Here is a 23,210-nt window from a genome sequence, read left to right on the forward strand (position 1 = left end):
GTTCGGCACGTCCCGCCAGGGGCTGCCGGTACGGAACCTCCACATCACCGCGTTGAAATAGCTGCGCAGGTCAGGGATCGGACCGGACACCCCCAGCGGGAGGTACGGCTCGATCAACTCCCATTCACCATCGGTCAGATCACCACGCGTCATACCACTGTGCTACCAGCCGAAACACCCACACGAAGGACGAACACCCCGATTGTGATCCGGACTCAGAACAGGCCCTAGCTCGGAGGTCGGTCGGCGCCCCGGAGGTCGGTCAGCGGGGGTGGGAGCTGGGGCCGGCGTGGCCGGGGCCCGGGGGCCGGGGCCCGGGCCTCCGTGGGGTGTCGGGGCGGGTGTCGGGCTCGGCGGGGGCATGTCCGGTACGGCACCCCGAATCTCCGGTCGAAAAGTTACCGAGAGTAATTTCATCTCACCCTCCGTATAGCATCACCGCGTCATCGGCTACGAGCGGCTCTGGTCGACGAGCTTGCCGACCACGGGCCCTGACGAAGGGATGAGGCGCGGGGGTGCCACAGGAAATCACTTCGGATCGGGGAACATCGCCTCAGGAGGCTGCCAACTCCGGCGAACGCAACCCGAAACACGCGCGACGCGGTCGCCACAGGCGTCCCACGCTCTGGCGAAGCCGGGCCCGGACCCGGGCCCGGCCCGTGGGACCGAGCGATATGGAACCACGTATCGGCGGGCCGCCCGCCGGGCACCTGGATCAGCCGGGCGGCGGTACCTCGGGGCGGCAGGGCGGCAGCGTGGACAGCGCGCGCGGCCATCGCATCGTCCGCGCACCAACCGGTCGTCGGCGGTCCTACCTGCGATCGACGATGCTGCGTCTCGCCGTCCTCGCGCCGACCCTGTTGGCCGGGGCGACGATCGCCGGCAGCGGCGCGGAGGCCCTGCCGGTGCCGGGAGCCCTCATCGAGGACACGTCGATCGGTTCGGGGGTCTCCCAGGTCAGCTACTTCGGCGACTGGTCGGCGTGTACGCGGTGCGGCCCGGCCACGCCCAACAATAGTTACCGGGAGTCGGTCCAGCCGTCGAGTGGCGCGGTGCTCCGGTTCTCCGGGACACAGGTTGACGTCTACGGCGTCCTGGGCCCGTCCGGGGGCATCGCGACGATCAGTGTAGACGGCGGGACACCGACCGCCGTCGACACCTACGCGGCGGCCGGTACGGTGAGCCGCATCTACCAGTCCGGGTTGCTCAATCCCGGGATCCACACCGCGGTGATCGTCAACATCGGCTGGCGCAACCCGGCTTCCAGTGGTGTTCGGGTCGTCTTCGACCGGGCCCAGGTGTTCGTCGAGCAGCGCGGCGATCCGGGGAACCGGTCGGGTCAGCCGTGGCTCTCCGGGGCGAACGGAGATCCGATCCAGAACCCGGCGAACGTGGACGCGTTCTGCGAGCGCCGGGGCAGTCCCTGCGATCTCGCTCATGTCTTCGTCTCCCGTAACAACTGGCAGAACATCGTTCAGCCGTCCTGGACCCAGGCGAACTTCGCCGGATGGCCGGGCCGCCTCGTCATCTCGGTGCCTCCCTTCCCCGAGAACTCGGGGAACACACTCACCGCCTGCGCATCGGGTGCCTACGACTCGCAGTGGCGCACGTTCGGCCAGACACTGAACTCCACCGGACGGCAGAACTCGATTATCCGGATCGCGTGGGAGGCGAACGGAAACTGGTACCAGTGGTCGGGTAGCAACCCGTCCGCCTATGTGGGCTGTTGGCGGCGGATCGCCGACGCCATCAACTCCACGGCCGAGCCTGACCCGCTGCTCGACTGGACCATCAACGCGCACTACTCGCAGAACCCCGCGAGCCATAACCCGCTCGACCTGTACCCGGGCGACGCCTGGGTGGACATCGTGGGCATCGACGCCTACGACCACTACCCGCCGTCCCGTACCCTCACCGAGTTCAACAACCAGGCGAACGCGGTCGGAGGCATCACCTGGCTGTACAACTTCGCCCGCGCCCACAACAAGTTGTTCGGTGTCGGTGAATGGGGGGTCGTGAGCGGACGTAACGAGAACGGTGCCGGGGACAACCCGAACTTCATCCAGTTCATGCGCGACTGGATGGATGCACGTGCTGGGCAGGGAATGTTCTACGAGAACTACTACAGCACCTGTGAGCCGCCGAATGTCGGGTCCAACCTGTACCGGCCGACCGGGCCGTCCTGTCTGTTCATCAACAACGCCTCCGCCCAGCGCTACACCGATCTGTGGAGCAGCCCTTAGAACTGACCGGTGACGGGGCGGGGCCTCCCGGCCGACCGGCCGGACGACGGTCCGCGCCCAGTGGCGCGGACACGCCTCCCGGCAACCTTTCGCGCCGGGAGGCGTGTCCGCGGCCGGCCCTGACCGGCGCGTCGCTCGCGGGCACGTGGGGGGCCCGCGAGCGACGTCGCCTCAGCCCCGCGGCGGACCGGGGCGGGCGACGAGCAGCTCGACCAGCCGGTCCAGCTCGGCCGCGGGGTCGTCGGTGAAACCGGTGTGGACGGCCGACGTCTGCACCACGGTGCTGCGCGGGGCCGTCAACCAGCGGAACCGTTCCCCGCCGGGGAGCCGGCCAGGCGGTCCGGCGTCGAGGCCGCCGGCGCAGACCCGGCGCAGGGCCGCGAGGCTCGCCGACACCGCGTCCTGGTCGAGGAACGGATCGAGGCTGGCGAGGCGCTCCCGGTCGACGACGCACCGCGAGCCGAGGAAGCCGGCCCGTTGGCACCACAGCAGGACACCGACGTTGACGCACTCGCCGCGTTCGACTCGCGGCACGACGCGGATCATCGCGTACTCGAACAGATCAGGCACCGGAGCCTCCCAGCAGCCAGTCGGGACGTCCGGTACGCCGCTCGGCGGCGACGAGCGGTTCGGCGGGGGTGAGCATCGCCGCCAGCCAGGGACGGTCCCCCTCGACGCGGGACAGCAGCCAGTCGACGTAGGCCGAGCCGGGCACGTCCGTCCACTCCGCCGGCACCAGCTCGACGATCCGGGACAGCAGGTCCGCCGTGACCGCGGGTGCGAGCTCCCGGTCCGCGGCGGCGAGCAGCTCCGGTGCGTCCGCGCCCAGCACGGGGAGCAGGACGTGGTCGGCGAAGCCGGGCAGCGGCCGGTCGACCGCCGCCGCGGCGCCCGGCCAGTCATGGTGCGGGTACAGGGCCGCCCCATGGTCGATCAGCCACAGGTGGGAGCCCCACACCAACAGGTTCGGATTCCGCCAGGAGCGGTCGACGTTCAGCGTGAACGCGTCGAGCCAGACGACCCGGGCGGCGAGCGCCGGCTCCACCGGGAACGCCAGCGGGTCGTAGGTGATCGAGCCGGGCAGGTAGTCCATGCCGAGGTTGCGGCCGGGGCTCGCCCGGAGCAGGTCCTGAACCTCCTGGTCGGGCTCCGTTCGGCCGAGATCCGGGTCGACATCGACGAGGACCAGCTCGGGTACGGCCAGGCCCAGGCCGCGCGCGAGCTCGCCGACGATCACCTCGGCGACGAGCGCCTTGGGCCCCTGCCCTGCGCCGGTGAACTTCACCACCCACGTTCCGAGGTCGTCGCCCTCCATGACGCCGGGAAGACTGCCGCCCTCCCGCAGGGGCGTGGCATAGCGGGTCGCGAGGACATGACGAAGCACCGCACCAGCATGCCCGCCGGCCCACACGGCCAGCCGAGCCGGGCCAGACACCGAGGTGCCGGGCTGCACCGGACGTCGGACTGGGCCGGGAGGGAACCGCGGCGCACCGGTTCCGGTGCGCCGCGCCCCCCGACTGACGCGTGGACGTTCCGTCTCGAGACGGAACGTCCACGCTCCGTGTTCTAGGCCCCCGCGCGGCTGGAGGTGTCGCGCTCGGCCGGGCGCCGCCAGGCGAGGGCCGGGCGGGTGGGCGGCGGAGCGGGGGCCAGCACCCACGCCAGCGCGCGCTGGCCGCTCTCGGGCACGTCCAGGGTCACCGGCCGGAAGTCGGCGCGGCACAGGTCCGGCGGATGATCGCCCGAAACGTCGTCGCCGGCCACGGTGTCGCCGGCCACGTCGTCGAACAGCTCGCTGGAGACGATGAGCACCAGGTCCGATTCCGGGTGCTCCGCGAGCTCCCGGTCGAGGATGTCGGCGTCGCGCAGCCGGCACGCCTTCACCACCGCGCGCCCCCCGTAGCCCTGCTCGTCGACGCGGGTGATGCCCTGGTGCAGCGCGACCCGCAGCCGCAGCCGCGGCGCCGACTCCGCGTTCACCCGCACCAGGGTGCGGCGCAGCTCGCGGACGAAGTCGGAGACCACCCGGCCTTCGTCGATGCCGGGCGGGAACACCGCCAGCTCGCCCCCGGTCGGCCGGTTGGCCCAGTGCGCGCACCGGACGTCGGCCGCCGCGCAGGTCTCGTCCAGGACGGCCCCGAGCGGCGGCGAGGCCGGCGAGCCCTCCGGGAACTGGCCCTCCCGGCCGTTGTCGTATGCGGCGACGGCGATACACAGCCGCCGGATGCCGGGCATCGTCTCGTTCACGCACAGCCTCCGATGGTCACGGTCCGTCGGAGGCAACTGTTCACGCTGTGGGCACGGAACACATCGTCATGCGATGGGATTGTCCGAGCGACGACGATCAGCCCCGGCGATCAGCGATAAACGATCAGCGGGGGCGCGTCGTCCCGGCGGCCCGGTGCAGGGCCTCGACGTCGCGGATCACGATGGAGCGGTAGCGGGTATCGATGACTCCCTGCTGGCGCAGCTCGCGCAGGACCTTGTGCACCGTCGGCTCGGCGGCGCCGACGAGCGCGGCGAGCTCGGGCTGGGTGAGGGCGATCTGGACCCGCCGCCCCGGGCCGTCCGTCGCGTCAGCCCCGTAGGCGCGTTCGAGCTCGACGATCACGCGGGCCAGCCGGACGGCTACCGAGCACCCGCCGAACTCGACGCGGCGCCGGGTCGCGTTGCGCAGCTTGGCGCTGACGGACTGCAGCACAGGAGGGCCCGCGTCGGGATGGGACCGCAGGAAGGCGAGGAACGCCTCCAGCGGAATCACCTTCGCCAGCACCGCCCCGGCCGCGGTGACCGTCGCCGACCGGGGCTCACCGTCCAGGCCGGCCTGCTCGCCGACGAGGTCGCCGCCGTGGCGGATGGCGAGCAGGGCGAAGCCGCCGTTCTCGGTGGAGGCGGTGACCTTGACCCACCCGTTCAGCAGGAGCACGACGAAGTTGGTGCCGTCGCCCTCCCGCAGGACGATCTCCTCGCTGGCGTACTCACGGTAGGGGCCCAGACCGACGAATGCCGCCCGGGTCTGTTCGGGCAGCCGCCCGAGCAGGGTGGTCGACGGCCAGTCGCGCCGCCGCGGGCCCTGTTGCTCCGGACCGGTCCGGCCGATCTCCCGAACCATGATCCGCTCCCTTGCTGCCGGGTGCCGCCCATGCCGGAGCCCGACCGATGATCCACGAATTGCCCGATGTACCGGTTGATATCATCACGGCCGTTCCCGTATGTGAACGACCGGGTGCGGTCCGCCGGCATCCTCGGTTAAATCGTGGTCGGTCCCGGGCCGGGCAGCGGCATCCGCCGGGACGGAGCAGCGCCCCGCGGGTGCCGGATGGCGGCACCCGCGGGGGCCGGGCGGCTCGGACCCGGCTCTCGGCACCCTCAGCCACGAGGCGGCAGGCTCACCCGCGGTGCGGCATCAGGGCGTTCTCCGGGATCACACCCAGCCGACCGGCCTGGAAGTCCTCGATCGCCTGGCGGAGCTCGTCCTTTGTGTTCATGACGAACGGCCCGTACATCTCGACGTGCTCGCGGATCGGCCGGCCGCCGAGCAGCAGGACCTCCAGGTTCGGGGTGTGCGAGTCCTGGGTCGGGTTCGCCGCGAGGATGATGCGGTCCCCCGCGCCCAGCACGGCCGTCTGGCCGAGGCGCACGGGCGTGTCGTCCGCACCGACGGTGCCCTGACCGGCCAGGACGTAGACCAGCGCGTTGTACTCGGGGTTCCAGGGCAGGCTGACCCGCGCGCCGGGGCTGACCGTGGTGTGCACCACCGCGATCGGCGTGTGGGTCGACCCGGGGCCACGGAAGCCGCCGACGTCACCGGCGATGATCCGGACCAGGCTGCCGCCGTCAGGGGAGGCGATCAGCGCGACATCCTCCCCTTCGATGCTCTGGTAGCGGGGCGCGCTGAACTTGTCCTTCGCCGGCAGGTTCACCCAGAGCTGGACACCGTGGAACCGGCCGCCGCTGACGACGAGTGCCTCGGGCGGGGTCTCGATGTGCAGGATGCCGGAGCCGGCCGTCATCCACTGGGTGGCGCCGTTGGCGATCAGGCCGCCGCCGCCGTGCGAGTCCTGGTGCTGGAAGGTGCCGTCGATCATGTAGGTGACGGTCTCGAAGCCGCGGTGCGGGTGCCACGGCGTCCCCTTGGGCTCACCGGGCGCGTAGTCGATCTCGCCCATCTGGTCGGCGTGGACGAAGGGGTCGCGGTCGGCCATGCTCACCCCGGCGAACATCCGGCGGACGGGGAACCCCTCCCCCTCCAGCCCGGACGGGGCGGTGACGACCTTCTTCACCGGGCGCTCGACATCGCCGAGACCCGGCGCGGACAGCCTCGGCAGCGTGAGGGCGTCGGCGGTGACGGCTGGCATGGTGACCTCCTACGGAACCAGGCAGATCCTCTCATCGGACCCCTGCCCGGTCGACGGGGCGAGACCTCGCTCCCACCCGACCTAACAGTTGCCGATGCAACTACCCCCCTCAACCCACCGGGACGCCCGACCCTTCCCGACACCTCGAGCACCTTCACATCCCGCGCATCACGGCCCGCACATCACATCTCGTGACATCTCGCGACATCTCACGCAGACAGCGGCGTTCACCCAGGGCGATCAGGTTCGGGAACAACGATCCGCTCCGATGCCTTGAGCACGACAGGCTCAATGAGAGTGGGCCCAAGCCGCTCGACACGAGGGATGAAGGCCGCATGTCACACACCAGGCTCCTCCCGCTGCTGCCGCTGGACGACGCGGTCGTCCTGCCCGGCATGGTGGTTCCGCTCGACCTGTCGGACGCCGGGACCCGCGCCGCCGTGGACGCGGCCCGCGGCGGCAGGCCCGACTCCACACCCGACGCCAGGGCGCCGGGCATCTCCAGCCGCTCCTTCCAGCGCACCGCCGAGATCCTGCTCGTCCCCCGGGTGGACGGCGACCTCGCCGACATGGGCGTCCTCGCCGTCGTCGACCAGATCGGCCGGCTGCCGAACGGCGGGACGGCCGCGCTCGTGCGGGCCGTGTCCCGCGCCCGGGTCGGCACCGCCCCCACGCCGCCCGGCGCCGCCGACACCGGTGTCGTGTGGGCCGAGGCGACCCCCGTCGAGCCGGTCCTCCCGGCCGGCTTCACCGGCACGATCAGCGCGACGGCGACCGCGGGCACGCCGGGTGCCACCGGCGCCACCGGCGACCCCGACGGCGCGGCCGCCCGGCTGGTCGAGCTCGCCCGCGAGTACCGCACGCTGGTGACCGGGGTGCTGCGCGCCCGCGGGGTCGGCCAGGTCGCCGACACCGTCGAGGCGATCGAGAACCCCGACACGCTGGCCGACACCGCCGGCTACTCGTCCTACCTGTCGACCGCGCAGAAGCTGGAGCTGCTGCGCACCGTCGACGTGACCGCCCGGCTGGAGCTGCTCGTCCCGTGGACGCGGGAGCACGCCGCCGAGGTCGACGTGGCCGAGACCATCCGGCGCGACGTCCAGGAGGGCGTCGACCGCCAGCAGCGGGAGTTCCTGCTGCGCCGTCAGCTGGAGGCCGTCCGCAAGGAACTGGCCGAGCTGGACGGGTCACCCGCGTCCTCCGAGCAGGAGGACTACCGAGCCCGGGTCGAGGCCGCCGACCTGCCGGAGAAGGTCCGCGCCGCGGCGCTCAAGGAGGTCGACAAGCTGGAGCGGACGGCCGAGTCCTCCCCCGAGGTCGGCTGGATCCGCACCTGGCTGGACACCGTCCTGGAGCTGCCGTGGAACGAGCACGCCGAGGACACCTACGACATCGCCTCGGCGCGGGCCGTGCTGGACGCCGACCACGCCGGGCTCAGCGACGTCAAGGACCGGATCGTCGAGTACCTGGCGGTCCGCCGCCGGCGGGCCGACGCCGGGCTCGGGGTCGTCGGTGGGCGCCGCAGCGGCGCGGTGCTCGCGCTGGCCGGGCCGCCCGGGGTCGGCAAGACCTCGCTGGGCGAGTCCGTGGCCCGCGCCATGGGCCGCCGGTTCGCCCGGGTGGCGCTCGGCGGCGTCCGCGACGAGGCGGAGATCCGCGGCCACCGGCGCACCTACGTCGGTGCGCAGCCCGGCCGCGTCGTGCGGGCGATCCGCGAGGCCGGCTCGATGAACCCGGTGATCCTGCTCGACGAGGTCGACAAGGTCGGCTCCGACTACCGCGGGGACCCGACGGCGGCGCTGCTCGAGGTGCTGGACCCGGCGCAGAACCACACCTTCCGCGACCACTACCTGGAGGTCGAGCTCGACCTGTCGGACGTGCTGTTCCTGGCCACCGCGAACGTGCTGGAGTCCATCCCGGCGCCGCTGCTGGACCGGATGGAACTGATCCTGCTCGACGGCTACACCGAGGAGGAGAAGGTCACCATCGCCCGCGACCACCTGCTCCCGCGCCAGCTCGAGCGGGCCGGGCTGACCCCCGACGACGTCACCGTGGACGACGCGGCGCTGCGGCTGCTGGCCGGCGAGTACACCCGCGAGGCCGGCGTGCGTGACCTGGAGCGGGCGACCGCCCGGGTGCTGCGCAAGGTCGTCGCGAAGGTCGCACTGGACGAGACCGCCCTGCCGGTCACGATCGGCGCCGGCGATCTGGCCGGATACCTCGGACGGCCGCGGCACACCCCGGAGTCGGCGGAGCGCACCGCGCTGCCGGGGGTGGCGACCGGGCTCGCGGTCACCGGGGCCGGCGGGGACGTCCTGTTCGTCGAGGCGTCACTGGCCGACCCGGAGACCGGGGCCAGCGGAGTGACGCTGACCGGGCAGCTCGGCGACGTCATGAAGGAGTCGGCGCAGATCGCGCTGTCCTACCTGCGCTCACGCGGGGTGGAGCTCGAACTGCCGGTCGGCGACCTGCGTGACCGCGGGGTGCACATCCACGTCCCGGCGGGCGCGGTGCCCAAGGACGGGCCGAGCGCCGGGGTCACGATGACCACCGCGCTGGCATCCCTGCTCTCCGGGCGCCCGGTGCGCGCGGACGTGGCGATGACCGGCGAGGTCTCGCTGACCGGTCGGGTGCTACCCATAGGTGGGGTCAAGCAGAAGTTGCTCGCCGCGCACCGCGCCGGCATCACAACGGTGCTCCTGCCGGCGCGCAACGGCCCGGACCTTGACGACGTCCCGGCAGCGGTCCGCGAGGCGCTGACCGTGCACCTGGTTGCGGACGTCCGCGAAGTGCTTGAGCTGGCGCTGGAACCGGCCTTCGACACGACGCACACCCACGCCGTGGCGGCCTGAGATTGTCCGTTGGCGACTAGTTGGGTGCCGCCGCCGCCTCTCACAACGGCGGCGGCGGCACCTACGTGCCGACGCGACGCGCGGGTCCGGAACGCACGCGACACGCCGGCAGTTCGGTTAACACCTTGTGACGGCGCCCACGAAGGGCCGTCCGGCCCGCTACCTTCGGGGCGTGGATCGTGGCCGGTGCCTTCGGCAGGAGCGCGTCGCACAGGAGCGCATCCTGGCAGTGAGTCGACTACGGGGACGCCAGCGTCCGCGGGACAACCGCGGCCCCGGGCGCAGGCCGACCAGACCACCGGGCCGCAGGCCCCGCTGATCTGGTCGCCCCGCCGGGGTGGCGGTAACGCACGGGCTAGACTCGGTGCTTCACCGCAACCGTGGCGAAAGGTGCGCGCGGCGTGGACGCCTTCCGGCGCGGCTGGGTCGGCCTGGCACTGTTCCTCGCCGCGCTGATCATGATGCCGGTGCTCGTGGTCGAGTACCACAGTCGCCTGTCGGACGACGCCCGGTACTCCGGGGTCGACGCGGAGAGCATCATCCCGCCGGTGACCAGCACGGCGCCACCGCGGACCGCGCCCCCCGGCGTGATCGTCGGGTTCAACGGCGTCCTCGAGAACGAGACGCTGCGCGGCTTCCGGCACATCAGCCTGGAGACGACCGGTGACATCGGCGAGATCCACTACACGCTGACCGGCCCGACGGGCAGCCGCTATCCCATGACGGTGAGCGTGGCGCCCTACCTGTTCGCCCCGCACCAGACCGGCTGGGAGACGAGCGCCGTGATGGACGGCGTCTACTCGCTCGAGGCCAGGGCCGAGCGCCCCGGTGTGCCCGCGCGCAGCATCACCTTCACGATCCAGAACTCCACCCCGGCCGACGCCGGCGCTGGTGCCGGCGCAGCCGCTGGTGTCGGCGCCGGGCCGGTCGCGAGCCGGCCGCCGGCCTGAGCACCGCGACTGGAAGCAACCCCACCTCACGGTGAATATGGAGGCAGGTCGGGACGTGACGTGGTGGGCGGGGCCGGATCCGGAGGCGGTACGTGACGACAGCGACGGAAATCCCTAATGTGAACGGGATGGATCGCCTGGTTTGGATCGACTGCGAGATGACCGGCCTGGATGCCGGTTCCGACCTGCTGCTCGAGGTCGCCTGCCTGGTGACCGACAGCGAGCTCACCGTGCTGGACGAAGGCATCGACCTCGTGCTGGCGGCCCCGGACGCGGCCCTCGACCAGATGCTCCCGGTGGTCCGCGAGATGCACGAGACCTCCGGGCTCACCGAGGCCGTGCGCGGCTCCGACCTCAAGCTCGACGAGGCCGAGGAGCAACTCCTCAGCTACATCCGCCGGTTCGTCCCGGAGGCGCGCAAGGCCCCGCTGTGCGGGAACTCGATCGCGACCGACCGCACGTTCATCGCCCGCTACCTGCCCCAGCTCGACACCTTCCTGCACTACCGCATGATCGACGTCTCCTCGATCAAGGAGCTGGCCCGGCGCTGGTACCCGCGGGCGTACTACGCGGCCCCGGTGAAGTCGGGCGGGCACCGCGCCCTGGCCGACATCCGGGAGAGCATCGAGGAGCTGCGGTACTACCGCGAGATCCTCTTCGTGCCCCAGCCCGGCCCGACCACCGACGCGGCCCGCGCCGCGGCCGCCGCGATCCGCGCCTCCTGACAGCCGCGCCCCCGGCGTTCACCGAACCCCCGGCGCCCACCAGGCCTCCGGGGCCCACCGGGCGCACCGGGCGCACCGGGCCCACCGGGCCCACCGGGCGCACCGGAGCCACCCGCGGACCGCCGCCGGATGGGAATCGGACGGATTTCGGCACTCGATCGTGACCCGGCTGCCGCACGGGCACGTTCACCCGGTACGATGGCTGCGCCCGGTGAGATCCGGGCGATGGTGGGTGTAGCTCAGTTGGTAGAGCACCGGGTTGTGGTCCCGGGTGCCGCGGGTTCAAGTCCCGTCACTCACCCCAGATAGAGGGGGCCGCCGCCTGCGGGGGACCCCCTCTCTTCGTCGCGGGATGGCGTTGCCGCTCGCGCTCAGGGCGTCCCGCCACACTGCTGTGATCACGATGCGGGCGCTCGACGGCGAACCTCAGCGCGGCCCGCGCGCAGGCGAGGGAGTCCGCCACCCGCAACGGCGCCGCGACGGGCCCCACGCCGAGGCGGGAGAAGGGTGCCGACGAGAGCGCCCTCGCATCGGCGCTGACCGGCACCCCACCTGCGCCCACCGAGCGGCCGGACCGGGCCCGGCGCACGACGCCGATGTGGGCGTCGATGCCGCCCTTCTCGGCGGCCACGGTCGCCAGCACCCGGATGTCGCGATCCGACCTGAATCCGAGCATGCGAAGCGCGCGCAGCCGGTCGATCTCCGCGAGTGCGGACCTCTCCATGCGATGGCGGGGCGCGGCGGCGCTCCGGCGGCCGTGGCGGGGGACCGTGCTCCTCGGCCGCCGGAGCCCGGTTCACAACATCGGAAATATGGTCATACCGGCGGGATGAGGCCTACGTGTCGGCCCTTTCCCGCGCAGTGGCGGCAAGGCTCGAGATGCGGCGCGGTGCCGCCCTGGTCGGCGGCCCGAAGCTCGAAGACAGCTCGCCCGCCTCGGCAGGTGAGGCAGATCTGATTGATGATGCTCGGCCGCCCCGGGCTCGTGTCGGCCCCGGACGGCTGCTCCGCTGTGGTCACCGGTGAACTCACCTCCCCGGTCATGACAGACCGTGGGACGAGTGGTCGCGCGGACGGCCAGCGCTCGACGAACCCGACGGATGACGAACCCGACGGACGCTGACAGATCGCGGGCCGGAGGAATCCGGCCTAGGACGTGGCCCTCGCCGAGGACCGGGCTCCTCACCTCCCCGATGGCGCTGTCCCGGCGTTCGAGCTGCTCGATCGATCTCGCCGGACATCCGAGCGTGCTGGTCGACCGATGACGCTAGCCAACATCGACATCGTATGGGGTGGAATGCAGGAAAGGACCGCACAACTCTGTCTGCCACGTCTCGCGCTGAACCAGGCGTGGATACACCACCGGCCCGGAAGTGTGGCCCGTGCCGGGCGGTCCGGCATGGCGAGCCCTTCCAGATCCGTCCATCTCCCGCGCCGCCGCGGCGTTCACACCGGACCGGCATCCGCTCTACGCGGCTGCCAGGCTTCCCACCTGCCTCTTCCCTGCCGTCCGCCCGCCGATGCCATTCATGGTCACCCCTGGTTCCGTTCCGGGCGACACACGATTTCCAGAACGGACAATTCACCCATTACGGGAAAAGCGTTGTACAGGCCCGACACCACGAAGAAGACGCGCAGAGTACGGATGATCGCGCCGGACGCGGCCCGTCGGTGCTCCCGATGGCACGCACCGGCCACGTCCGGAGATCACACGAGGATCACCAGATGATCATCCGGCGAACACCGCCGTTCCCGGCCGCCCCGGCGACACCCACCGCGCCATTCACACCGAACACACTCCCGGAGCACACCGGAGACACTTATTCGATGTCGAACAGGCCCTGGCGGACGGCGTACATCACCGCCTCCATGCGGGAGTGCAGCTGAAGCTTGTCAAGAATATTGCGAACGTGGTTCTTCACGGTGTTCTCACTGATGAAGAGCTTCCGCGCGATCTCGCGGTTCGCCCGGCCCTCTGCCACCAGCTTGAGGACCTCGAGCTCGCGGGCGGTGAGGTGGGGCGCGTGCGCGCGCGGGCGGTCCTCCCCCCCACGGGCCATCGTCGCGAACTCGACCATGAGCTTCGAGGCCATCGAGGGGCTGATCAGGCTCTGGCCGTTGTGCACGGCACGCACCGCGTCGGCCACCTCGTGCGGCGGGATCGACTTCAGCAGGTAGCCGACGGCCCCCGCCTTGATCGCCTCGAACAGATCGGACTCCTCGTCCGAAACGGTGAGCATCACGATCCGCGTGCGCGGCACCGCGCGCTTGATGGCGCCGGCGGCGGCGATGCCGTCGCGGCCCGGCATCCGCACGTCCATCAGGACGATGTCCGGCGTCGTGCCGGACGCCAGGGTCAGTGCCTCCTGCCCGTCCGCCGCGCGCCCGACCACCGAAATGTCCTCCTCGGTCTCCAGCACGGTCTGCAGGCCCTGAAGGAAGAGCTCGTGATCGTCCACGACGAGAACCCGTATCGGCGTCACGTCACGGGTCGGGTCGGCATCAGCGGCCGACGGCGGCACCACACTGGCCGTCATCACACATCCGGAAATCGAGTTCGGTTTTTACGCCACGCGGCTTCTCCACCGCAGGCGAAAGCCGGTTCGGACACCTGCCCACTCTACGTGATGCACTACACACATGAGGTCGCAGGCGCGCTGAAGTCACCTCCGACTTCCATGTCCTTAACGCATCCGACATGCCGGAAATAGTACGCGGCTTCACCGCAAGTTTGGCGTAGTGGGACGTTCTGCTCTCCGTCCGGGACGCGACCCCGGCCCGCCAACAGGCTCGCGAGCTGTGCGGACGTCCGCCCACGGCCCCGGCGGGCGCATTCATCCGGCTGCTCAGCACAACCAGGCAACGACGCGCGGTAGCAACACGATCCGGGTAACAGGTGCTTCATAACCAGTTATCTGAGTCTCCTGGATGTACCGCGTGCGCGACGGCATTGAAGGCTGTTTGGTGGCGCCGCGATCGGATCAGAGAGACCCTCGTCAGATGGACGCCGCAGCCAGCACTCCCCCGTCCCGCCTGCGTCTCAAGCCGGGCACCGCCTGGGCCGACGCCTACTCGCGCGCCCGGCAGGAGGCCCCGGAAGCGTTCCACGAGGACCGCCTGCTCAACCTGTGGGGCGGTCAGTGGCGTCGCACCGGCAACCCGCTGCACAGCCTCACGCCGGTGGACGGCACCCCGATCGCCGGCCCGCCGATGATCGAGCCCGACGAGGCGCGCGAGGCCATCCGCGCGACCCTCGACGACCACAAGGAATGGCGCGACGTCCCGCTGGCCGACCGCAAGGCCCGGGTGACCGCCGCGATCGAGGCGATGGAGGAGCACCGCGACCTGCTCGCACTGCTGCTGGTCTGGGAGATCGGCAAGCCGTGGCGGCTCGCCCGCACCGACGTCGACCGCGCCCTGGACGGCGTGCGCTGGTACGTCGACGAGATCGACTCCATGATCGGCGGCCGGGCGGCCCTGCCGGGCCCGGTCAGCAACATCGCGAGCTGGAACTACCCGATGAGCGTGCTCATGCACGCCATGCTCGTCCAGGTGCTCGCCGGCAACGCGGCGATCGCCAAGACGCCGACCGACGGCGGGGCGGCCTGCCTGACGCTGGCCTGCGCGCTCGCCCGCCGGGCCGGGCTGCCGGTGTCGCTGGTCTCCGGGTCGGGGTCGCGGCTGTCGTCCGCGCTGGTGCGGGCCCCGGAGATCGGCTGCCTGGCGTTCGTCGGCGGGCGCTCCGCCGGCGGCCAGGTCGCCGCCGCGCTCGTCGACACCGGCAAGCGGCACTTCCTCGAGCAGGAGGGCCTCAACGCCTGGGGCATCTGGGACTTCTCCCAGTGGGACCTGCTCGCCTCGCACCTGCGCAAGGGCTTCGAGTACGGCAAGCAGCGCTGCACCGCCTACCCGCGCTATGTCGTCCAGCGCCAGCTCTTCGACAAGTTCCTGGAGATGTACCTGCCGGTGGTCTCCTCGGTGCGGTTCGGGCATCCCCTCGCCGTGGCGGACGACTCCGACCCGCTGCCCGACCTCGACTACGGGCCGGTGATCACCGCGGAGAAGGCGGCGGAGCTCGCCGCCAAGATCGACGAAGCGGTGACCAAGGGCGGCGTGCCGCTCTACCGCGGCGACCTCGCCGACGGCCGGTTCCTGCCCGGCCAGGACCGGGCCGCCTACGTCCCACCGGTGGCGATCCTCAACCCGCCGCCGTCGGCCGCGCTGCACCACGCGGAGCCGTTCGGGCCGGTCGACAGCATCGTGGTCGTCGACTCCGAGGCCGAGCTGCTGTCCGCGATGAACGCCTCGAACGGCGCGCTCGTCGCCTCACTGGCCTGCGACGACGACACCACAGCGCGCCGGCTCGCCGGGGAGCTCGCCGCGTTCAAGGTCGGCGTCAACAAGCCCCGCTCGCGAGGCGACCGGTCCGAGCCGTTCGGTGGGCGCGGCGCGTCGTGGAAGGGCGCGTTCGTCGGCGGGGAGCACCTCGTCCGCGCGGTCACCGTCGGCGCGGACCCGAACGAACGCCTCTACGGCAACTTCCCCTCCTACTCCCTCTACCCGGAGACGTGATCAGGCTCCACCCCAGGACCTGTTCGGCGGGCCGTTACCTCGAGACGGGGCGCAGGCCGTGCTCGGCGAGCGGCCCGAGGCGCAGACCCGCGTCGTCGCAGCGCGCCGCCAGCTCGGGCAGGGCGCCCAGCGCGCTGTGCCAGGCTCCCGGCGCGGACGTGCAGTCGCTGTCGTGCAGCAGCACCGTCGCGCCGCCGCGCAGATCGGGGGCGAGTGTCGCCAGCACGTTGGCCGGGGTCGCCGTCGCCGTCCAGTCGCGGCCCCACGCCGTCCACAGGACGGGGGTGAGGTCGAGGCGGCGCGCGGCGGCGAGCACCCCGGCCGAGAGCACCCCGTGCGGCGGGCGAACGTAGGCCGGCGCCCGGCCGGTGGTCTCGGTGATCAGGTCACGGGTGCGCGCGAGCTGGTCGTAGGTGGACGCCGGCCCGCGCAGCAGCATGGGCCGGTGATCCCACCCGTGGACGGCCAGCTCGTGCCCGGCCTCGGTCATCTCCCGGGCGAGGCCGGGGGCGCGCTCGAGCATCCCGCCGAGTACGAAGAACGTCGAACGGATCTCGAGCGCGTCGAGCACCTCGAGGAAGCGCGGCGTCGAGGCCGGGTCGGGACCGTCGTCGAACGTGAGCGCGACGTGGTCGGGCCGGCCCACCCCGGCGAGCCCTGGGGTCACCCGGGTGCGCAGCCGACGGAACGTGGCCAGTGACGGCAGGCCGTAGGCCAGTGCGCCGAGTGCCATGACCGCGCCACCCGCGGCCCACCGCCCCGTCTCCCACCGCCCCGTGCCGGACCGCACCATGACGGACACTGTGCCACACCCCGCGCCGCCCCCCGGTGGCACGCGCACCGCCCGTCGCCGTGGTCCGGCCGTCACCGTGTCCCGGCCGGTTGGTTCGGACGTCCCGTGGAGGGAAGGGAGCCACCGGGACGATCCATGACCTTCTGGCGGGCTTCCGGCGCTTCATGATTCGTCGTGCAAACGCCGGCCGGCTCGCGGGCCGCGGGCTCGTCCCGTCCGCAGCAGGGCCCCGGCACGCGTCGCGCCGGCGCGGTCCCTGGCCGGGCGACCGTCAGGCACCCGCGGCCGAACAGGCCGCCGGGGCCGAACAGGCCGCCGGGGCCGCGGCACCCGGTCCGGCACCGCCAGAAGAAGGAGGACCGGCACGATGCTCGAGGACCCGACGCTCGAGGACCCGACGCTCGGGGAGTGGTTCCTCACCGCCGAGGAGCGCGGCAACCCGGACACGGCCCTGGACGCCCGCCATCCGGACGCTCTGGCGTGGACCACCGGCAACCTCGTCCGCCCGCTGGTGCACGGGCGGGCCTACTTCTCCCGCCTGCTCGAGATCGTCGAGACCCTCGGCGAGAACGACCTTCTCCTGTTCACCGACTGGCGCGGCGACCTCGACCAGCGGCTGGACGGCGCCGGCTCCGAGGTCGGCCGGGTGCTGGGCCGCGCCGCCGCCCGGGGCGCCGTCGTGCGCGGGCTGATGTGGCTCTCGCACCTGGAGCTGATGTCGTTCAGCTCGCGCCCGAACCGCCGGCTGGCCGAGGAGCTGAACACCGCCGGCGCCCAGGTGGTGCTCGACCACCGGGTGCACCGCAACGGCTCGCACCACCAGAAGCTGGTCATCGCCCGCCGCGCCGCCGCGTCGGAGGACGCGGTGGCCTTCGCCGGCGGCATCGACCTCTGCTACAGCCGCCGCGACGACGCCGCGCACGCCGGCGACCCGCAGAGCCAGCCGATCGCCGACGCCTACGGTGCCGCCCCGCCCTGGCACGACATCCAGGCCGAGGTACGCGGGCCGGCCGTGGGTGATCTCGAGGTGACCTTCCGGGAGCGCTGGGACGACCCGTCCGCGCTGGACAACCCCAACCCGATCCGGCAGATCTTCTATCGGATACGCCCGGTCGAGACCAATCCGGACGGGCTCCCGCCGCAGGCACCCGACCCGGCCCCGGTCGGCCCGCACGCCGTCCAGATCCTGCGCACCTACCCGCGCCGGCGCCCGCACTACCCGTTCGCGCGCAAGGGCGAACGGTCCATCGCGCGCGCCTACCGCAAGGTGCTGCGCCGCGCCCGGCGGCTGATCTACCTGGAGGACCAGTACATGTGGTCCACCGAGGTCGCCCGGCTGTTCGCGGACGCGCTGCGCCGCGAGCCCGAGCTCCACCTGGTGATCGTCGTCCCGCGTTTCCCGACCCAGGGCGGGCGCTTCTCGCTGCCGCCCAACCTCGTCGGGCGCGAGAAGGCCCTGGAGATCTGCCGCGCGGCCGGCGGCGACCGCGTCGGCGTCTACGACGTCGAGAACCACGCCGGGACGCCCGTCTACGTCCACTCGAAGGCCGTGACGATCGACGACGTCTGGGCCTCGATCGGCTCGGACAACCTCAACCGGCGCTCCTGGAGCCACGATTCGGAGCTCGCCGTCGCCACCATCGACACCACCCTCGACCCGCGCGAGCCACGCGACCCCGGCGGCCTCGGCGACGGTGCCCGCGTCTTCGCCCGCGACCTGCGCCTCGGGCTCTGGCGCGAGCACCTCGACTGGGACGGCGACGACGAGGAGCTCATCGACCCCGAAGCCGGGTTCAAGGCGTTCCGGCGGCGCGCCGACGAGCTCGACGCCTGGCACCGCGGCGGCCAGGCCGGGCCGCGCCCGCCGGGCCGGATCCGGCCGCACCAGCCGCAACGCCTCGGCCGGCTCACCCGCGGCTGGTCCTCGCCGCTCTACCATGCCATCTACGACCCGGACGGCCGTCCCCGCCGGATGCGCCGCGACAACGCCTGGTGATCCCCCGCTCCCGGAAGTGGCGGGCGGGCGCGCCGCGCGGGAGGAAGGGCCGCGCGGCCGGGCGGGCGTAACACCAGCAAGCCCGCGCGGGCGCCGACTCCGACAACGGCCGCTCATGACCCGCGGGTCCCGGTGGGACATCCGGCGCGGGCCGCACCCGGTGCCCAGCCGTCCCGCGACGGTGCAGCACGATGTCCCCGGGACACATCCGGAACCGTGAGAACGAGGCCACAGCCGGATCGGACGGCTCCCGGGCCCTCGGCGCCCGTGCCGTCCCATGCCCGCGCCCGTCGGGAGGAGCTGCGCTGACCACGCCACGTCTGGGCGTCATCGGCTGGATGTTCGCGGGCGCCGTCGTCCTGGCCACGATCGCGCTGACAGCCGGGCGGCACGAACGGCACGATCCAAGGATCGTGCTCTGGGGTGACTCGCTCGCCTGGGAGGCGCGCGACTCCTTCACCGCGGCCGCCGGGAAGGACGGGGTCACCAGGACGACCACGCGGACCTGGGGCGGCACGGCGCTGTGCGACTGGTTCACCGACATGCGCAACCAGGCCCGGCGCTGGGATCCCACGGTGGCGGTCCTGTCCTTCTCCGGCAACACCGCCTCGGAGTGCATGCACGGCCGGGATCTGATCACCGCCTACCGGGAGGACGCCACCAAGGCCGTCGACATCCTGACCCGCCGGGGCATCGACGTCGTCCTCGTGGACGCCCCGCCGCGCAACGACCAGCCCGTCGGGCCGGACGGCCTCACCGAGCTCGACCGGGTCTGGCGCGAGGTCGCCGCCGGGAACTCCCACGTCCGGGTGGTGCCGGCCGGGGAGGTCCTCACCGACCAGGGACGGTTCGTCCCGAGGCTCCCGTGCCTGCCCGGCGAGCCCTGCGACCCTGATGGCAAGGTGGCCGTCCGCAGCCCGGACGGCGTCCACTTCTGCCCGGTCGTCCAACCCGCGATGACGGCGTGCCCGGTCCGGTCCCCCGGCGCGGAACGCTACGGGCGCGCCCTGGCCGAGGCCGCCCGCCCCTGACCTGTGTGAGTAAGCCCCACACCTGTCCGGGGCTGTCCGGGGCGCGGCCTACGGTGCGGCGGACGGCGCTGGCGGCGGTATGACCGGCGTCCGGTCCGAGGAGGATCGGGCCGGTCGGAGCAGGCCGCTCTGGTAGGCGATGACCACCAGTTGGGCGCGGTCGCGGGCACCGAGCTTGGCCATGGCGTGATGGACGTGGGTCCGGACTGTCAACGGGCGTATGGCGAGGACCTGAGCGATCTCCTCGTTGCTCCGACCCTCGGCAGCGAGCGTCATGATCTCCCGTTCGCGGGGGGGTGAGGCGGGCGAGGCGCCCGGGCGGCACCAGGTGGGAAGCCGGCTCGACGGTGGCCAGGAAGCGGGTGATGAGTGCCCGCGTGGCCCCGGCGGACAGCAGGGCGTCTCCGCGGGCGACCGTCCGGATGGCCGCCTCCAGTTCACGTGTGCGCTCGGCGTTCGCGGCCCGTTCCGCCAGCAGCCGCACGCAGGTCCGCCACAGCCGAGCCCAGCTCCCGACGACAACCGGGGCCAGCACCCACATGACGGGCCCGATCGTCTCGAGCACCAGCGGGCGCGACGGCGGGCCGGCGGTCAGCGCCGCACCGACAAGCGCCGCGGCCGTCACCGCCGCGAAGGCCCCGGCGACCACCCAGGCCATGTCGAGCGCCAGCCAGTAGACGGCCACGATCAACGGTCCCAGCAGCAGTGGGCTGAGCAGGTAGCCCAACGCGGCGAGGGCCACCGCGCCGGAGGCAGTCAACGTCGCCGTGACGAGCGGATGGCGGCGGCACAACAGCAGGGCTGCACGGACGGTCCGGCACATCCCGCCACCAGGTGACGATCATCGGCCCCGCTCCCGTCGACGGACGCGTAGATGGATCCGTCCATGGTGGACGACATCCGCCGCAAAGCAACCGCTACGGAGCGGCGGACGGGAAACGGGCCGCCGGCCGACCGACCGGCCGCGGCGGGGGCCTACTGCGATCGCAGTAGGCCCCCGCCCTGCAGGTAGACGATTGACGCCAAACCGTCCGATCGACAGGCTCGTGACACGGCATCTCGAAAGATGCCGCCCAGTTTGCCGATTCAGGAGGTCGGGACGCCGAACGGTGCGTCGACATTCGGGCTCCCGCATTCCAGCGGCTCCGCACAAACGCACACCTCGGCGCCCCCCACGCAACCATTCGAAAGGATTCATCGATGCCGAGGGGACCAAAGAGAATGCGGCGCCCGCACACATCGAGAACATCGCGGCGATCGAGTTCGTCAATCAAACGCCGCGGCGTCCGGCCGTTATTCTCGTTCCTGGTCGTTGCTCTCACGCTCGTGGTGGCGTCGTGCTCGGATTCAGGATCGACGACACCACCGGGCCCAGGAGCGACGTCCACGGCAGCGGCCGGAGCCACACCGCCGGCACCGAAGCCGGAGCCGATCTCCATCGAGGAACTCCCACTGCCACCGGTCGCCGGCAGCACCGACGCGGGTTCGTGCCCCGAGGCGATCAACCCGCACCGGACCGGATGTGTCGGCCAGTCGGTCGGACTGCAGTCGGGAGGCTTCCTCCCGGACGGCCGGAGCGTCGTCGCGCGGGTCACCTTCGTGGGCGCGCCCGCCGCCCCCGACCCGGCGAGCGTCCACAGCGGCTCCCAGCTGATCCTGGTACGGGCCGACGGCGGGAAGTTCCCCAACGGCGACGCCTGGAAATGCGTCACCTGCGGAGTGCCGGAGACGAACGCGGCCGGCCGCTCCCCCACCCTCGACTATCCTCAGCCGTTCACGGACGGAAAGCGGATCCTGGCCGGCACGAACATCATCGACTGCGGCTCACACCCGATCACCGACGAGGCGTGCACGCCAGAGCAGATCCACATCTAGCCGATTCGCTGGAACAACACCGCCGACGGTTCAGGAAATGGCGGCAGCATCCGGGAGCTGCGGATTCACCCGGACGACGTCCACCTCAGCTTCAACAGCTTCACCATCGCCAACGGCAGGTTCGGTCAGTTCGCCTACCTCGGCCGCCTCGCGTTCAACGCGACCCCTACCACCGGCACGCCGCTGACGCCCCGCTACGACCTCACCAACGTCACGCGACTGTTCGACCCGGCTGACACCCAGCCGGTCACCGTCGACCCGGACCACCCCGACGAACTCGTCTACAACCGTGACGCGCTCTCCGTCGGCGAACTGCGCGGCTTCAGCAGGACGGCAAGGAGGTCACCTACATCGGCTACCCGGAGGAGTCGTCGAACATCGACGTCTTCGCCGCCGATCTGACCACCGGGAAGGTCCGCCGGCTGACCGGCCATCCGGAGTACGTCGACCCGGTCGACCTCTCCCCCGACGGCGGCTGGACCGTCGCCATGGACACCCGCGGCTCCGACCGGCAGATGTTCCTCGCCGGCATGCGCGGCATCCCGCCGATCACCGACCTGATCACCACCAGCGCCACCTCGTCGACCCGCAACAACGGGCTGCGGCGCTTCTTCCAGCCGATCCTCATCGACCGCTACGGCGACCGAGGCGACTACGCGGGTCAGCAGCTCAACGCCGAGGGCGACGGCAGCCCCGGCAGCGTCAACGACCCGAACTGGAACGGCATGGCCGACCCCAAGTGGTCGCCCGACGGCACCGCCATCGCCTACTGGCAGGCGCTCGCCGTCTCACCGGCCTGCGGCGGAACCAACCCGCTGCCCTGCGAGACGTCCACGGAGCCCGGCGGCCGCACCTCACGCCTGATGATCGCGCACCTCACCAGTCGGAAGCCGAGCCCCGCGCCCAAGGTCGCACCCATCTCCGACGAGGTCCCCTGGGGCGTCGCCTACGAGCCGGGCAGCCCGACCCCGACCCGCCCGCGCCCCCCGGCCGGCACCTACACGCTGCGCGGCGCGAACCACGGCACCGCGAAGATCGAAATCACCGAAACGCCCGACAAGATCGCGATCGACACGGTCTCGGTCACCTACACCGACTACTCCGACGACGGCGCCACCACCCTCAACGGCGCGGAGAAGGTGACCGTGACCATCCCGGCCCTCACCACGAGCAAGGTCGACTGGTTCTCCGACCTCACCCAGACCGGCGCCACGAAGGCCACCAAGAAGACCAGCCCCGACGGCTTCCACCTCACCATCGACGTACTCACCAACATCTTCGGCGCGACGGGCACGCTGACGACCACCATCGACGGCAAGGCCTACCGCCAGCCGGCGAACGGCATGTAGCAGGCAGGGCGCCCTCCTACGGGGTCGGGCCTGCGCCGGCACGCAACCGCCGGCGCAGGCGCCGACCCGACCCGACCCCGGCAGCTCGGATCCCGGACGACGATGGACGTCACGGGCATCTCGGATGCCCTGCCCGCTCCAGGTCCTGCCGGTCTCCCTGGCCTCCAACGACCTGAGCCAGGCAGCACCGGACAGATCGACATGAACCGGACCGCGACCCCCCGCGTCAGTACCTCCGTGGAGCTGGTAAGGTTGTCCACGTCGCCGCGGGAACGCGGAGGCACGCGCCGCTAGCTCAATTGGCAGAGCAGCGGACTCTTAATCCGCGGGTTCGGGGTTCAAGTCCCTGGCGGCGCACCCGTATCTACCAGGTCATATGACTCTCGGTAGTCATTCTCAAAAGGGTTCTGTACCCAACTTTGTACCCAAACGTGTTCCGTGCCTGGATGGCAGATGCCCCGGGTGC

Annotated in this window: 19 protein-coding genes, 2 tRNA genes and 1 pseudogene; 12 read left to right on the forward strand and 10 right to left on the reverse strand. The window is 71.8% G+C overall.

Annotation, left to right across the window (positions count from 1 at the left end):
- Positions 1-153 (reverse strand): transposase (locus tag E0504_RS54550; protein WP_131626819.1); only part of this gene is annotated, 153 nt, incomplete at its 3' end.
- A 521-nt stretch (positions 154-674) separates the two neighbouring features.
- On the opposite strand from E0504_RS54550, the gene E0504_RS38200 reads away from it, so the two are divergent.
- Complete coding sequence (locus E0504_RS38200) at positions 675-2,243, forward strand: glycoside hydrolase family 26 protein (RefSeq protein WP_243657805.1); 1,569 nt, start codon at positions 675-677, stop codon at positions 2,241-2,243.
- 171 nt (positions 2,244-2,414) lie between these two features.
- Here E0504_RS38200 and E0504_RS38205 read toward each other — a convergent pair whose 3' ends face one another.
- The 5 genes from E0504_RS38205 to E0504_RS38225 form a co-directional block, all read right to left on the reverse strand.
- Positions 2,415-2,813, reverse strand: coding sequence for a DUF3037 domain-containing protein (locus E0504_RS38205; protein ID WP_020462966.1), 399 nt, complete (start codon positions 2,811-2,813; stop codon positions 2,415-2,417).
- Positions 2,806-3,627 carry a HipA family kinase gene (locus E0504_RS38210; protein ID WP_112108177.1) on the reverse strand — a complete coding sequence of 274 codons (822 nt, stop codon included), beginning with the start codon at positions 3,625-3,627 and terminating at the stop codon, positions 2,806-2,808. The genes E0504_RS38205 and E0504_RS38210 overlap by 8 nt, the downstream gene beginning before the upstream one ends.
- A gap of 182 nt (positions 3,628-3,809) precedes the next feature.
- Positions 3,810-4,490, reverse strand: coding sequence for a hypothetical protein (locus tag E0504_RS38215; protein WP_131626820.1), 681 nt, complete (start codon positions 4,488-4,490; stop codon positions 3,810-3,812).
- Positions 4,491-4,614: 124 nt separating this feature from the next.
- Positions 4,615-5,355, reverse strand: coding sequence for a Crp/Fnr family transcriptional regulator (locus tag E0504_RS38220; RefSeq protein ID WP_071061036.1), 741 nt, complete (start codon positions 5,353-5,355; stop codon positions 4,615-4,617).
- Positions 5,356-5,632: 277 nt separating this feature from the next.
- Positions 5,633-6,601 (reverse strand): pirin family protein, encoded by a 969-nt coding sequence (locus E0504_RS38225; protein WP_112107769.1) that lies wholly within the window; start codon positions 6,599-6,601, stop codon positions 5,633-5,635.
- 335 nt (positions 6,602-6,936) lie between these two features.
- Here E0504_RS38225 and lon point away from each other — a divergent pair, with 335 nt between their 5' ends.
- From lon to E0504_RS38245, 4 genes are all read left to right on the forward strand, one after another.
- Positions 6,937-9,453, forward strand: a complete 2,517-nt coding sequence (gene lon, locus E0504_RS38230; protein WP_112107768.1) for an endopeptidase La — start codon at positions 6,937-6,939, stop codon at positions 9,451-9,453.
- 401 nt (positions 9,454-9,854) lie between these two features.
- The gene (locus E0504_RS38235; protein ID WP_112107767.1) at positions 9,855-10,403 is read left to right on the forward strand and encodes a hypothetical protein; all 549 of its coding nucleotides are present in this window, start codon (positions 9,855-9,857) and stop codon (positions 10,401-10,403) included.
- A 128-nt stretch (positions 10,404-10,531) separates the two neighbouring features.
- Complete coding sequence (gene orn, locus E0504_RS38240) at positions 10,532-11,128, forward strand: oligoribonuclease (RefSeq protein ID WP_198145380.1); 597 nt, start codon at positions 10,532-10,534, stop codon at positions 11,126-11,128.
- A 228-nt stretch (positions 11,129-11,356) separates the two neighbouring features.
- Positions 11,357-11,432: transfer RNA gene (locus tag E0504_RS38245), tRNA-His, on the forward strand.
- On the opposite strand, the gene E0504_RS38250 is transcribed toward E0504_RS38245, so the two are convergent.
- Entirely contained in the window at positions 11,421-11,852 is a 432-nt protein-coding gene (locus tag E0504_RS38250) for a hypothetical protein (RefSeq protein ID WP_112107766.1), read from the reverse strand. The two genes, E0504_RS38245 and E0504_RS38250, sit on opposite strands and share 12 nt — an antisense overlap.
- A gap of 1,096 nt (positions 11,853-12,948) precedes the next feature.
- Positions 12,949-13,665: a response regulator transcription factor gene (locus E0504_RS38260; protein WP_020572678.1), complete on the reverse strand. Its 717-nt coding sequence runs from the start codon at positions 13,663-13,665 to the stop codon at positions 12,949-12,951.
- A gap of 463 nt (positions 13,666-14,128) precedes the next feature.
- On the opposite strand from E0504_RS38260, the gene E0504_RS38265 reads away from it, so the two are divergent.
- Positions 14,129-15,700 carry an aldehyde dehydrogenase family protein gene (locus E0504_RS38265; RefSeq protein WP_112107765.1) on the forward strand — a complete coding sequence of 524 codons (1,572 nt, stop codon included), beginning with the start codon at positions 14,129-14,131 and terminating at the stop codon, positions 15,698-15,700.
- Between the two features lie 34 nt (positions 15,701-15,734).
- On the opposite strand, the gene E0504_RS38270 is transcribed toward E0504_RS38265, so the two are convergent.
- The gene (locus E0504_RS38270; protein ID WP_131626823.1) at positions 15,735-16,493 is read right to left on the reverse strand and encodes a polysaccharide deacetylase family protein; all 759 of its coding nucleotides are present in this window, start codon (positions 16,491-16,493) and stop codon (positions 15,735-15,737) included.
- A 367-nt stretch (positions 16,494-16,860) separates the two neighbouring features.
- Here E0504_RS38270 and E0504_RS38275 point away from each other — a divergent pair, with 367 nt between their 5' ends.
- Both E0504_RS38275 and E0504_RS38280 read left to right on the forward strand, forming a co-directional pair.
- On the forward strand, positions 16,861-18,489 hold the full coding sequence (locus E0504_RS38275) for a phospholipase D-like domain-containing protein (protein ID WP_131626821.1): 1,629 nt from the start codon (positions 16,861-16,863) through the stop codon (positions 18,487-18,489).
- A 191-nt stretch (positions 18,490-18,680) separates the two neighbouring features.
- On the forward strand, positions 18,681-19,520 hold the full coding sequence (locus tag E0504_RS38280) for a hypothetical protein (protein WP_373693980.1): 840 nt from the start codon (positions 18,681-18,683) through the stop codon (positions 19,518-19,520).
- 48 nt (positions 19,521-19,568) lie between these two features.
- On the opposite strand, the pseudogene E0504_RS54555 reads toward E0504_RS38280, so the two are convergent.
- Positions 19,569-19,956 (reverse strand): annotated as a pseudogene (locus E0504_RS54555) (response regulator transcription factor); the annotation flags it as partial.
- On the opposite strand from E0504_RS54555, the gene E0504_RS52655 reads away from it, so the two are divergent.
- From E0504_RS52655 to E0504_RS38295, 4 genes are all read left to right on the forward strand, one after another.
- The gene (locus tag E0504_RS52655; RefSeq protein ID WP_243657808.1) at positions 19,886-20,197 is read left to right on the forward strand and encodes a hypothetical protein; all 312 of its coding nucleotides are present in this window, start codon (positions 19,886-19,888) and stop codon (positions 20,195-20,197) included. The pseudogene E0504_RS54555 and the gene E0504_RS52655 overlap by 71 nt on opposite strands.
- Positions 20,198-21,119: 922 nt before the next feature.
- Positions 21,120-21,395 carry a hypothetical protein gene (locus tag E0504_RS52660; protein WP_243657806.1) on the forward strand — a complete coding sequence of 92 codons (276 nt, stop codon included), beginning with the start codon at positions 21,120-21,122 and terminating at the stop codon, positions 21,393-21,395.
- Between the two features lie 488 nt (positions 21,396-21,883).
- Complete coding sequence (locus E0504_RS52665; protein ID WP_243657807.1) at positions 21,884-22,744, forward strand: hypothetical protein; 861 nt, start codon at positions 21,884-21,886, stop codon at positions 22,742-22,744.
- A gap of 284 nt (positions 22,745-23,028) precedes the next feature.
- A tRNA-Lys gene (locus E0504_RS38295) sits at positions 23,029-23,101 on the forward strand.
- Positions 23,102-23,210 lie beyond the last annotated feature (109 nt).

This window comes from Parafrankia sp. BMG5.11 (assembly GCF_004337455.1).